Annotated in this window: 13 protein-coding genes; 5 read left to right on the forward strand and 8 right to left on the reverse strand. The window is 65.9% G+C overall.

Annotation, left to right across the window (positions count from 1 at the left end):
* Positions 1 to 4: 4 nt before the first annotated feature.
* Together LMQ14_RS17360 and LMQ14_RS17365 are read right to left on the reverse strand one after the other, a co-directional pair.
* Positions 5 to 1681: an alpha/beta hydrolase gene (locus LMQ14_RS17360; RefSeq protein WP_267730778.1), complete on the reverse strand. Its 1677-nt coding sequence runs from the start codon at positions 1679 to 1681 to the stop codon at positions 5 to 7.
* A gap of 12 nt (positions 1682 to 1693) precedes the next feature.
* Positions 1694 to 2020, reverse strand: a complete 327-nt coding sequence (locus LMQ14_RS17365; RefSeq protein WP_267730779.1) for a WXG100 family type VII secretion target — start codon at positions 2018 to 2020, stop codon at positions 1694 to 1696.
* 241 nt (positions 2021 to 2261) lie between these two features.
* Between LMQ14_RS17365 and LMQ14_RS17370 the strand changes: the two genes are divergently transcribed.
* Positions 2262 to 2603, forward strand: coding sequence for a hypothetical protein (locus LMQ14_RS17370; protein ID WP_267730780.1), 342 nt, complete (start codon positions 2262 to 2264; stop codon positions 2601 to 2603).
* A 783-nt stretch (positions 2604 to 3386) separates the two neighbouring features.
* Here the strand turns inward: LMQ14_RS17370 and LMQ14_RS17375 are convergent.
* From LMQ14_RS17375 to LMQ14_RS17390, 4 genes are all read right to left on the reverse strand, one after another.
* Positions 3387 to 3740 carry a VOC family protein gene (locus LMQ14_RS17375; protein ID WP_267730781.1) on the reverse strand — a complete coding sequence of 118 codons (354 nt, stop codon included), beginning with the start codon at positions 3738 to 3740 and terminating at the stop codon, positions 3387 to 3389.
* A 53-nt stretch (positions 3741 to 3793) separates the two neighbouring features.
* Positions 3794 to 4267: a GtrA family protein gene (locus tag LMQ14_RS17380; RefSeq protein ID WP_267730782.1), complete on the reverse strand. Its 474-nt coding sequence runs from the start codon at positions 4265 to 4267 to the stop codon at positions 3794 to 3796.
* Between the two features lie 69 nt (positions 4268 to 4336).
* Entirely contained in the window at positions 4337 to 6274 is a 1938-nt protein-coding gene (locus tag LMQ14_RS17385; RefSeq protein WP_267730783.1) for a serine/threonine-protein kinase PknD, read from the reverse strand.
* Positions 6275 to 6502: 228 nt separating this feature from the next.
* Positions 6503 to 6835 (reverse strand): DUF732 domain-containing protein, encoded by a 333-nt coding sequence (locus tag LMQ14_RS17390; protein ID WP_267730784.1) that lies wholly within the window; start codon positions 6833 to 6835, stop codon positions 6503 to 6505.
* A gap of 137 nt (positions 6836 to 6972) precedes the next feature.
* Between LMQ14_RS17390 and LMQ14_RS17395 the strand changes: the two genes are divergently transcribed.
* Positions 6973 to 8001, forward strand: a complete 1029-nt coding sequence (locus LMQ14_RS17395; RefSeq protein ID WP_267730785.1) for a polysaccharide deacetylase family protein — start codon at positions 6973 to 6975, stop codon at positions 7999 to 8001.
* A gap of 4 nt (positions 8002 to 8005) precedes the next feature.
* Here the strand turns inward: LMQ14_RS17395 and LMQ14_RS17400 are convergent, their stop codons facing one another.
* Both LMQ14_RS17400 and LMQ14_RS17405 read right to left on the reverse strand, forming a co-directional pair.
* The gene (locus LMQ14_RS17400) at positions 8006 to 9097 is read right to left on the reverse strand and encodes a glycosyltransferase family 4 protein (RefSeq protein ID WP_267730786.1); all 1092 of its coding nucleotides are present in this window, start codon (positions 9095 to 9097) and stop codon (positions 8006 to 8008) included.
* A gap of 38 nt (positions 9098 to 9135) precedes the next feature.
* Positions 9136 to 9819, reverse strand: a complete 684-nt coding sequence (locus tag LMQ14_RS17405; RefSeq protein WP_267730787.1) for a GAP family protein — start codon at positions 9817 to 9819, stop codon at positions 9136 to 9138.
* Between the two features lie 193 nt (positions 9820 to 10012).
* On the opposite strand from LMQ14_RS17405, the gene LMQ14_RS17410 reads away from it, so the two are divergent.
* Genes LMQ14_RS17410 through LMQ14_RS17420 form a run of 3 tightly spaced genes read left to right on the forward strand, consistent with a single transcriptional unit; the run spans position 10013 to position 12258 of the window.
* On the forward strand, positions 10013 to 11173 hold the full coding sequence (locus tag LMQ14_RS17410) for a glycosyltransferase (RefSeq protein ID WP_267730788.1): 1161 nt from the start codon (positions 10013 to 10015) through the stop codon (positions 11171 to 11173).
* 33 nt (positions 11174 to 11206) lie between these two features.
* A complete protein-coding gene (gene cmtR, locus LMQ14_RS17415; protein WP_267730789.1) occupies positions 11207 to 11554 on the forward strand; it encodes a Cd(II)/Pb(II)-sensing metalloregulatory transcriptional regulator CmtR in 348 nt (115 codons plus the stop codon).
* Positions 11551 to 12258: a cation transporter gene (locus LMQ14_RS17420; RefSeq protein ID WP_420714533.1), complete on the forward strand. Its 708-nt coding sequence runs from the start codon at positions 11551 to 11553 to the stop codon at positions 12256 to 12258. Before cmtR ends, LMQ14_RS17420 begins: the two co-directional genes overlap by 4 nt.
* The last annotated feature ends 24 nt before the right edge of the window (positions 12259 to 12282 follow it).

Genomic DNA, 12282 nt, shown 5'->3' on the forward strand with positions numbered 1-12282 from the left:
ACGCTCAGCCTCCCCCGGCACTCGGAATGGCCTGCGGCGGTGGAACGCCGGCGATGACCGCACCCAAATTGAGCAGTGCTGGGTTTCCCTCACTCCAGTAGCTGCTGTGGGCCGCCACGCTCGGGGTCAGTCCGAGCGGGTCGCTGCTCGGTCCGGCCGCCGCGAACAATCGCGTCGCACCGAAGTCGTTAGCCGCGGGATCGTGGCCCAGCGTCATGTCGGTCACCAGCTCGATGATGTCATTGCGGGCCCGCATGGCATAGACATTCGCACCAGGATCCAGACTCAGGTCGCCGGCATGCGCGACGAGCATGCCGGGGCTGCCGACCGCGACGACATTGTTGGCGTCGAGGTGATGCCCACCGGATGCGGCCGCACCGACCAACGTTGAGCCGTAGCTGTGCCCGATCACCGTGTCGATCGACGGCGCTCCCACGTGCGAGGCGCGCTGCCCGCTCTCGAAGGCATCCAACGCTCCCCCGCCCGCCCGGGCCCGATCGGGCCACGCCGCTTCGAAGAGATCCATCGGACGGTCGTAGCCCATCCAGGTCGTCACCGCCACATCGCCCGGCCGCAAGTTGGGGTCGGCCACCATCGCGGAGTTGTACATCGCCAGGGACTTCAGGTCGCTGCCCTCGAAGGCCGCGAGGTCTTGGCCGGTGCCGGGCACCAAGATCGCATTGCGCTTGGCGTAGTCGGGGTTTCCGATGGCCACCGCCCCGTGGCCCTGGTCATCGATCAGCCCGAGGTAGCGCCGCACGCCGTCCTTGCGGTCCAACGCGGTCTGCACCGCCTGGTAGCCGTCGAGGCTGTGCCGGGCCGCCAGCAGTTGGGGGGCCAGCGCGTTGAATTCGCCGGTCGTCGCGTCGCTGTGATCACCCATATATATCTGGGCCGCCAGTTCGTCGACGCGATGCTGCAGACGGTCGGCGTCGGCCTGCGTTTGTTGCGCAAGCTCGGGCAGATGAAGCCGGTTGTAGTGATCCCTGCCGAGATGGTCCTGGGGATCCCACGGCATTCCGGGGTGATTGCCGATGTTGTGGTCCTGGCCGTAGATCCAGTCCTTCTCCTCCGGCGTGAGCTTGTTCCAGAGGTCGGCGAACTGCTTGGGATCCTGCGGCACCGGCTGTTCCAACGCCCGTTGCACGTCGGGCCGGTTGTCATGGGGCCCAGTCGGAATGGGTGCGTCGCCGTCGGCCATATTGATCGCCGTCGCCAACTCCTGGTCCACGGCGTTGGCCTCGGCCACGATCGCGTTCAACCGGGTCTGCAGCTCGGCACGCTGCGTCTGCATCTTCGCCCATTCGGCTGCGGTGTAACGCAATTGCGGAATCGCCACCACCTGGCTGGTCGCGGCGTCGACTTGTAGCCGAGCGGCGGCCGCGTCTGCGCGCAGCTTCGCGAGGTCGCCCTTGACCTTGTCGATTCCGCCGGCGGCCTGCTCGGCGGCCTGTGCGACCGCGAGCGCCTCGTTCCCGTGCGCGTCGAGGTCTTGTCGAACTGCCGCGTTCTGGTGCGCGGCGGCTTCTCGGGATGCACCCTCCCAGGTGGCGAACACCGAGAGCGACGCCAACTCACGAGAGGTGCCGAACGCGCTCTGCGAGCGCGCGGACGCCGCGTGAAACACCTCGCGCACCGCTTCGGCGTTCCACCGGTCAATGTCTGCGACCGATAAGGCCATACCCCACTGTTCTCAGCCGCGCCCACTGAGCGCGGCGGCCCGGGCAGCAACATCGGCGAGTGCCTGCGCCCGCGCCGCCTCGGCGATCGCATGCTGGACCGCGGCGTCTTGCAGCGCGAATCCATGATCGCCGACCTTGCCCACCAACGCCTGTGACACCGGCAGCCACCGAGCCGCCCGCGCGCTCAGCGCGGTCGCCGATGTACCGGTCCACCCGTACTGAGCCGCCTCCATCCGGTTGTCGGCGGTCAGGAACCCCGCCGCCAGATCCTCGGCGTGACCGCTGACCTGCCTTCCCGAAGTCGTCAACTGCTCCACATCGATCTTGATGTCAGGCACCGTCGGATCCCCCTCCCGGCTGGTGATAGGCCGCAATCAAAGGCCCGCATCAGTAGCCGGAGCGTAGGCGCACCGGGCGCTGAACGCACTTCACCCCCGTCCAGCGGTCGCCGGCGACGGCCTACATGCCGACAGTTGTAACTTTCCGGGGTAAAGCGGCCCGTAGGTATGAATTCGCCGCTCGGCGCAGACTCGGGGAATTACTCATAACGGAACTTACGAGAGCGTCAAACTCGAAGGTATGGATTTGCCAAAGAGGGCAGACTTGACGATTTATCAAGACGTTATTGGTTGCCAACGATCGACGCCAAAGTCGCTGGAATTTCTTGATTTTGGCGGATTAGATGTCTTAGGTTTGTGGTGCTCCGGGCGGAAATCATTAACGTTGCAGCGGGAGGGCAAAATGCAGACCATAGCGCTAGTAGTTGTGGCGATGATTGGCGCGTTCATGCTCGTATTCGGCTTCGGCAACGTTGGCTGCTTCAGCGAGTGCGCCGGCAACGCGAGCGGAATCAAGTGCTCTTCCTGCGACTCTCCGTCCGACGGCCAGACCAAGCTGGGCTACCACTACTCGGCCCACTAGCGCTTCCACGAGCACCGGCGAGTCAAACACCGGTGCTGAGCCTGCTCAGTCACCAGGCAATCTGCCGATCCCGATCGGCATCACGATCTGTTCAGGTGCCATCAAAGCCAGGGCAACCTTTGCAATACAGTTCTGCCAATTTCCCCGACAATCATGATCGACCCGTGCGCTATCAAGATCGGATTAATCTGTAGTTAAGATCAGATAACTGCCAATCAAGATCATTCGCTCGGGAGACCAAGATCGATCGCTGAGCACGCATCGGGAAACATATGAATTCTCTCGAGCTGCCGATTTCGCCGGTACGCCGTGGCGAAGTGTGTGGTAATGCCCAGTCGCCTACTCCCGTGGGCGTCGGGGGAATTCGGGGCCCGATCAAGCGGCCACAGAGTTCATGGATCGCTCACCGCACTTGGGTGGCGCGCAATTACCCGATGGCCAATCCGCCGGTGGCGATGATCGCCAGAACCAGCTGCGGGCCACCCCAATGGTCTTGACAGACAAGAGAATTCGACAGCACTCCCGTACGATCGCCGCTGCGGCATGAGAATTCGCGCTTCGCCGTATTGAGAGTGTCAGCCGAAAAATTAAGTGAAGCGGCCACCGAGGATCCTCCCGGTGGCCGCCTCGTCGGCCATTAAATGATGCTAGCTTTCGGTCGCGATTCGCGTGCCGTTTTCGCAAGTTCTTGCCGAGATCTGAAACTCGCAGCACAGACGCCCACAACAGCGCAGGTCACGGCCCCCGGCGGCGGTACGTGATGCTGTTGTGGCTGCGGGTCTTTCAGCGAGCCAGCGGCTTGTAGAACACCAAGCCGTTGCCCTTGTTGTCGTAGACCACGGCACGGCGTTCGTGGGCATCGTCGTACGGGCCCTTCACGATGCCGCCACCGCTGGCCTCAACCGCCTTGGCCGCCGCATCGACATCAGCGGTCTTGATTCCGACGACGACCTGCCCGGGTATGGGATGGTCCACATCGGTCGCCAGTGCGAGGGTGACCGGGCCACCGTCGAGAGCCGCGAAATGGGCGCCATCGCGGAATTTCAGTGGCATTCCCAAGGTCTCGCTGTAGAACCGGATCGATTCGTCCAAGTCGTCGGTCGACAAGATGATCATCTTTACTTCGTGCTCGCTCATCGGGTGCCTCCTGTGCACTGAGTTTCCACCCTAGGCAGCAATCGTGCCCCGGGTCAGCGGCGGAAGACCACCCATCGCATCGCGCTGTACATGTACACCGCTTCGCACAGGCCCGCCACGATTCGCGACAGCTGGTATTGCAGCCCGATGGCCGACAACAGCGTGGTCACCCCGAGGATGAAAGCCAGGTAGTTGATGACGACCACCACGACATAGACGGCGACCTGGGACCCGACCGCGCCGTGGGACTGAAAGTTGAAGGTGCGGTTGAGCACGTAGCTGAGCGCAAACGCGCACGCGTAAGCGACCGAGACCGCGATCGGCACCGCAAGGTCGAGCCCGTCACGCAGCGTGGTGAGCAGCGCCAGATCGACGCTGAAGGTGAAGCCGTTGATCACGCAGAAGCCGAGAAAAGTCGGTGCGATCACCGAGCCGAGCCCGAACGGAAGCCGGCTGACCACGACCTCGCAGAACTTGTGGAATCGGTCGACCGGGCGCGCCCTGTTGACCTGCGATTCGGCTGTCACGCGGCTACCGTCCCATGACCGGGTATCCGCGACGTGATCAGTTGGCCAACTCTTCGCTCGCCGGGCGCATCACTTCGCGGGCAGCTTCACGACCCGGTCGCCGGTGTAGTCGGTGATGTAGATGTTGACGGCCTTGTCCACCGCGATACCGCTGGGGTGGTTGAGCCCGACGAAGGGCAGCACGCTCTGCCGCTGTGTCCCGGCCTCCATCTTGAGCACCCGGTTATTCGTGTAGTCGGTGACAAAGATGTCGCCCCCGCTGTCCACCGCAACACCGCTGGGGTCCCCGGGGGTGAACAGGCCGCTGAACGGCACCACGGACTGGGTGGTCGAGTCGGCCGCCAACATCACCACCCGGCTGTTGCCCGAGTCGGCGATGTAGACGTTGCGCGCGTTGTCCAGCCCCACGCCCTCGGGCCCGTTGAGGCCGGTGAACGGCAACTCGATCGGGGTGTTCGAGCCGGGGGCCAGCTCCAGCACCCGATTGGCGTCGGTGTCAGCGAGATAGAGAGCACCCGCATCGTCCGTCGAAACACCCTGGGGCCGGTGCAGGCCGGTGAACGGCAGCTCGATCGGGGTGTTCGAGCCGGCCGCCAGCTTCAGCACCCGATTGTTGTTGGTGTCAGCGACATACAGGTTGCCGGCGTTATCCGCCGCCACGCCCTCGGGCGAGTTGAGACCCGGAAAGGGCAGCTCGATCGCCGTGCTCGAGCCCGCCGGCAGCTTCAGCACCCGATTGTTGGCGTCGTCGGCGACATAGACGTTGCCGGAGGTGTCCACCTCCACATCGGCTGGGTGACCAAGCCCGTTGAACGGCAACGTGACTTGCGGGCCGTAGGGAGGACCGCGGTGCTGGGCGGGCGCCGCGGTCCGCGGGCCGTGCAGCCACACGGCGATCACCACGGCAGCGACAACGACAACCACCGTCAGCAGGGCAGCCGGAATCACGATGACCGGCCGGCGCCACCACCGGCGCGGCGGGCCCTCGTCGTCGGGTTGCGGCAGCTCGAAGGGTTCCCCCCAGTCGGGCGGTTCGTCGGCAGGCGGAGCTGGGGGCGCCGCGAAATCCGGGTCGCCGGCCGGCGGGACCCGCGGTTCCATCGGCGGCAGGGCCGGCTCCTCGTAGTACGGGGCGGCCGGGGCCTGCGGTGGGGGCATCGGCGGGGGTGCGTCCCGACGGTGTCGGTCGGCCGGTGCGGTGATGGCGTCGCGGGCGGCGTGGGCCAGCTCGACGGCGGTGGCATACCGGTTGGCGGGGTCTTTGGCCATGCCGGTGGCGATGACGTCGTCGAGGCGCGGGGGCACGCCGCGCTGGGTGACAGACGGTCGAGGCGGCGGCGTGCTCAGGTGCGCGGCGAACAGCCACGTGTCGCCGGCGAAGGGCGGCTGTCCGGTCAGGCATTCGTAGAGCACGCAGGCCAGCGAGTAGACGTCGGCGCGGGGGTCGGCCTCGCGAGCCCCGGATCGCTCGGGCGCCATGTAGTGCCAGCTGGCTATCTCGTTGTCGGAGTTCGACAATCGCGTTTCGTACCAGGGCGCCAAACGGGCGATCCCGACGTCGACCAGATAGGCGAAGTCGTCGCGATCGAGCAGGATGTTGGAGGGTTTGACGTCGCCGTGCACCAGACGGACCGCGTGCGCGGCGTGCAACGCCTCGGCCACCTGCTCGATGATGTGCACGGCGCGGGCCGGCTCGACCGGCCCGTCGGCCAACACCTGTTTGAGGTTGCGGCCTTCGATCAGCTCCATGTCGATATACAGGTGCTGGTCGATCTCGCCGAAATCGTGGATCGGAATGATGTGCGGGTTGTTCAGCCGTGCGGCCGCGGTCACTTCCCGGCGGAACTGCTCCGCGATCGCGGGATCGGCGGCAAGCTGTGGCGGAAGCAGCTTGATCGCGGCAGTGCGGTCGGCGATGTCGGTGTCATAGGCGCGCCACACCTCCCCCAGGTCGCCCCGGCCCAACAACTCGACGAGCCGATAGCGACCAAACCCCTTTCCCTCCACCGGCTCACCATACCCAGCCGGGTACGTATTGGGATGTCACGGCCGGGCCGTCTTCCGGCAGGTGTCGAAAGCGAGCCGCCTGCGGTATCCGGTTCCCCCACACGGTGATTGGGATCGACGCCGCCTGGAGCGTTCAGCAAACTTTCACTCGAATAACATCACGGTCACCAAAAGCGACTGATGGCGACCCGAAATGCCCACAACGGCCTCGGACCCGAAGTGGCCGGTCTACGACTTGGGCGCTTTTTGGGCGTCGATATCCATGTCCGGGCAGAACGCCTCGACCGCGGCGAAGGCGATCACCTTCGTCTGCTGCTGGCTGTAGCCCATGTTCTGAATACGCTGCAGGGCCTGATCCGGTGGGAGGAGGTTGTTGCGCAGCTCGTTGCACAGATTCGTCCCTATGTGGACGATCGAGTCGTGGTTGGCGTACTTGATGTTGTTCTGGTCGAGGTAGGAGATGTAGTCGGCCGTGTTTTCCGGCTCAGCGTTCGCGACTGCTGGCACTGACCACAGCAGTGCGGACAGGGCGATGGAGGACGCCGCTAGTGCTGTTTTCATGGATCTGAGCATAGAATCACGCCCGAACTTTTACGTGAACTACAAGCAAACGACAGCCCTCACGACCCGCCGCAGCAAAAATCGACAGCGCGAGTTGCCACGCCGATTCGACCAGGATCGCTAGAGTTCCCGAGTTAATGGCAAGACTGACCGACCTCGCCCCTCCCGCGACCCGGGCGACCGTCAAGAACATCGCGGCCGGGATGCTCTGCGCCGCCGGCGTACCGGCGTTGGCCCGGCGGCGTCACCGCGATGCGCTCGCGATCGTCATGTTCCATGGCGTGGAAGACGAACCGCTGTCGCCGGCGTGCTGGCATGTACTGGACTCGGCCAGGTATCGCCGTCAACTCGAATACATCCGCGAGCACTTCAACGTCCTGCCGCTCGAGGAGGCCCTCGAACGGCTTGCCGCGGGGACGTTGCCGCCGCGCGCGATGGCGATCACCTTCGACGACGGCACCCGCAACCTCGCCACGCACGCGGTCCCGGTGCTGCGCGAGCTGGGGTTGCCCGCGGCGGTGTTCCTGGCGACCGGCCCGATGGGGAGCGACGAAACCCTTTGGCCCGACCGGCTTTGGCTGGCGATCGCACGCACCAGCGCGACCGAGGCCGATCTGAGCGCGCTCGGTCTGGGCACTCGCTCGCTCGACGGGACGGCCAGCCGTGGCGCTGTCTATGCGGCCGCGGTCGCCCGGCTGAAAGACTTGGCCGACGCACAACGGATCGCGGTGCTGGACGAGATTCTCGGCGCACTGGACGACGGCGGCGCCGGTGGTCCGTTCCGGATGCTGTCCTGGGACGAAGCACGTGAGATGGCCGACGACGGTCTGGTGACGCTCTATCCGCACACGGTGACTCACCCGATCCTGGCCCGCTGCAACGACGACAAGGTCGAGCGGGAGATCGCGGATTCGTGTGCGACGCTGGAGCGTGAAACCGGTCTCACCCCAACGATTTTCGCTTACCCGAATGGGCGCCTGCAAGATTTCGATGCCCGCGCGAAGGACGCCTTGCGCCGCCGCGGGGTGCGCTGGGCGCTGTCGACGACATTGGGTTTCGCCGATCGTGGCTGCGACCCGATGGCGTTGCCGCGGTTGGCGGTGGGCAGCGATTCGTCGTTCGGCTACTTCCGACTGATGGTCTCGGGCGGGCTGCCCCGCCGTTAGCGCGTCACCGCGACGCGGCGGCAAGCCACAGGTCGTGCAACGCCTCCCGCCAGTGGGCGACGTCGAACTCCTTGGCACGCGTATACGCCGCTGCCGCCAGGCGATTACGCAGCTCGGCGTCGACGATCAGGGACTGCAGCGCCGCCGCCAGTTGCTCGGGCTCGCCGGGGCTGATCAGTACGCCGTTCACTCCGTCGGTAACCACCTCCGGTATGGCCCCCACCGCGGTGGTCACCGGCACGACGCCGCTGGCCATCGCCTCCAGCACCGCCATCGGAAGGCCTTCGCTGTAGCTGGGCAGCAGAAAGATCGCCGACTCGGCCAACAGCCGATCCCGCTCGTCGGGACCGACCCAGCCGACAACCGCGATGGTGTCCTCGAGTCCGCTGCCGCGGACCAGCTCGCGCACCTCGTCCACGTCCCCGTCGCCGGCCAGGGTGACCCGCAGGTCGTCCCGAATATCGTTGGGCAGCATGCCGATAGCACGAACAAGGTCGTAGCTGCCCTTGTTTTCGCCCAGCCTGCCCAGCGCCACCGCCCGCAGCGGCTGCTCGGTGCGCGGGGACGGGGCCAGGGCAGGTACCACCACGGGGTTGTAGAGCACGCGGGTGCGGGACTCGTCGACGCCGAGGCTCGCGCACGATTCCTTGACGTGGAATTCGCCGAGCACCACCGAATAGTCGGCGCGCAGCGCCAGGCGTACGGCGCGACCCACCGGCCGCGGTAGCTCGTCGAGCCAAGAGAAGAAGTACGTGGTGTGGCCGTGGACGATGGTCGGGACGCCGCGCAGTCGCGCGACGAACAGCGGCACGGCCTTGCGGACGATGCTGCCGCGCCACGAATAGTGCACGTGAAAGACGTCGACGAAGCCGAACAACAGCAGCGCGGATGCTTTGAGCATGCCCGATATACCCGTCCACATCCGCACCGCGAGGGAAGCGTCGTTGTAGGTGGGCACCAGCCGGACGCGGAACCGTGCGTCGCCGTCCTCAAGCAGCAGACGCATCATCGTCGCCATGCCGCCGCGGCTGTTCGGCCCGGCCGGGGCGTTCCCGATCGTCAGCACCCGGACCGGAAGGCGCGCTGGCGCCTTCATTTGCGTGTCACCCCGCGTACCCCCCGATCAAGCTAGCTTCACCACAGGACACTGCGAAACAGCAGGGCGTCCGCCACGAGTCCGACACCGACGACCAGAAACAATATTCGCACCGAAATCGGGCCGTAGCGAGTAAGGCCGCGCACGATCGCACGCTGTATCCGGACGGCTCGGGTGGTCTTTCGAGTGGCCAGAAACAGAATCACCAGCGACGGCGTGAGCGCCAGCGTCCAGTAGACGTAAATCAGCAGCGGCCACATCGGCGGTCGCGGATGCAACGCGGCGAGCATGGCCAACCCGGTGAGGTACGGAATTGAGGTCGGCGCCTGCCCGGTGCCGATCGCGGCGCCAAGAATCCCGAGCAGCCAGGGACGCTGCCGCATGGCCGCCAGCGCCCACCCCGGAGCCGACGTTTGCGCGGTCAACGGAAAGTAGGCCAGGCACATCAGCACCACGCCCAGCAGCAGCTGGCCCCAAAACCGAAGCGCCGGTGTGATTTTGAAGTCAACCGCGTGCGTCAAGAAGCCGAGTCCGAGGACCGTGCAGACGCCGAACGTGGTGGTGATCGCGAACAACCCAACGACGAAGCTCAAGCCGCCAGGGAGCGGCGATCGGCGATCGAGTCGGCTGGCGTAGACGACGGCTGACACGACACCCACGTTGAGGACATTCAGCGAGTCGAGGAAGGCCAGACCGGCGAGCGCCAGCAAAAGAGCTTCCATGTTCGCACCGAAGTTACTGCATCGCGTCCCGGACCGCCTTCACGTGCGGACATAACGGGGCGTCCGGTTGAAAAATAAGAGGAAAGTAAGAATGTCACGTGCGCGCTGTCGCGGTACCGGCTTGCGCTGGACCGGCACGACCGGCAAGGTCGAACGGTCGACGTGTAGGTATCTCCGCAAGTGAGGTTCTCCCTTGAAATTTGCGCTCGCCGGCTACGGCAGCCGCGGCGACATCGAACCCTTCGCGGCCGTCGGCAGGGAGCTGCTGCGTCGAGGTCACGACGTGTCCATGGCGGTCACGCCCAACATGATCGGCTTCGTCGAATCGGCGGGGCTTACCGCCGGTGCCTTCGGGCCGGATCCGCCGCAGAACAAGGACTTCTCGCACACGACGCTGCAGAACCCGATCCTGATGATGTCCGCGTTCACCGAGAGCATCCGAGCGGCGTGGGTGCAGTGGGGCACGTCGCTGCTGGCGCTCGCAGACGGTGCCGACCTGGTGTTGACCGGAAAGAGCGAGCAGGGACTGGCCGCCAATGTCGCTGCACACCATGACATTCCGCAGGCCGCGCTGCACTTCTTCCCGGACGGCGCGGCGAGCCCCAACGAGATGCTGGCGCGCCTTGGGGTCGAGGCCGAAGATGCTCAGCGCACCGAACTGGGCCTGCCCGAAGCAACCGGGTCGCCCGCGCTGGAAATCCAGGCCTACGACAAACTCTGCTTTCCCGGACTGGCCCAACAATGGGCGGAACAGGGTCTGCGCCGGCCCTTCGTCGGCTCACTGACTTTGGAGTTGCCGGCGGATTCCGACGCCGAGGCCTTGTCATGGATCGACGCCGGGACGGCACCGATCTACTTCGGCTTCGGCAGCGGCGTACGGGTCACCTCGGCCGAGACGGTCGCGGTGATCGCCGAGGCCTGCGCACAGTTGGGTGAGCGCGCGCTGATTTGCAGTGGCCCCAACGACTTCACCGCCGTTCCGCATTTCGACCACGTCAAAGTGGTCGGCGAGGTGAACCATGCGACCGTCTTTCCGGCGTGCCGCGCGGTCGTCCACCACGGCGGCGCCGGCACCACGGCCGCGGGCCTGCGGGCCGGAGTCCCGGCGTTGATCCTCTCGCTCGGGGTGGACGATCAGCAGGTTTGGGCGGCGACCGTGCAGCGGTTGAAAGTCGGTGCGGGCCAGGAGTTTCGGGCGACCACCCTGGATTCGTTGGTTGCGGAGCTGCGGTGCATCCTCGCCCCGGAATACGCCACCCGGGCCCATGCGATTGCCGCCCTGATGGCCGCGCCCGCCGAAAGCGTCACCCGCGCCGCCGATCTCCTGGAGGAGGCCGCCCGCGCCGGCCGCTAGTGTTATATCAGCCACGGCTGTATTGTTTGGCCTATGCTGACTTGTGAGGCGCGGGAATCGGCGCTGGCCCGACTGGGGCGGGCGCTGGCGGATCCGACGCGATGCCGGATTCTGGTGGCGTTGCTCGACGGCGTGCGCTACCCGGGCGAATTGGCGTCCCAGCTTGGCTTGACCCGATCGAACGTTTCCAATCACTTGTCGTGCCTGCGCGGGTGCGGTTTGGTGGTGGCCACCTACGAGGGACGACAGGTCCGTTACGCATTGGCCGACGCGCACCTGGCCCGCGCCCTGAGGGAACTGGTCCAGGTGGTGCTCGCCGTCGACACCGATCAGCCGTGCATTGACGAGCCCGCGGCCAGCAAGACGGGTACGGCGCGATGAACGACAAGGATGTCCCGAGCCCGGTTGGCCCGACGTTGCCGATGTCGGCGCCGGAGACAGACTGCTGCAATGACGGATGCTGCAGCACCGAGACCACGAATCTCGTTGACCCACAACGGCGTGCCGTGTTATCGCGACGCGTGCGGCTGCTCGTCTCTGCCACGATCACCTACAACATCGTCGAGGCCGTCGTCGCGCTCTCGGCCGGCGCGGTGGCGTCGTCGGCCGCGTTGATCGGGTTCGGGCTGGACTCGGTGATCGAGGTCTCCTCGGCGGCCGCGGTGTACTGGCAGTTCTCCGGGAGCGACCCCGAGGCCCGCGAACACGCCGCGCTGCGGGTCATCGCGCTGTCGTTCTTCGCATTGGCCGGCTACGTGACGGTCGAATCCATTCGGTCGCTGGCCGGCGGCGAAACCGCTGGATCCTCCACCGCCGGAATTATTTTGGCGGCCGTGTCGCTGGTGGTCATGCCGCTGCTGTCGTACGCACAGCGCCGCGCCGGCCGCGAGCTGGGTTCGGCCAGCGCCGTCGCCGACTCCAACCAGACCCTGCTGTGCACCTACCTGTCCGGCGTGTTGCTGGTCGGGCTGCTGCTGAACTATCTGTTCGGCTGGGCCTGGGCAGATCCCGTTGTGGCGCTGGTGATCGCCGCCGTGGCAGTCCGGGAGGGCCGGACCGCCTGGCGGGGCGAGCACTGCTGCTGACTTAAACGTGCTGGGCTGCAGCAC

It is taken from the genome of Mycobacterium sp. Aquia_213, assembly GCF_026625985.1.
Classification (GTDB): Bacteria; Actinomycetota; Actinomycetes; order Mycobacteriales; family Mycobacteriaceae; genus Mycobacterium.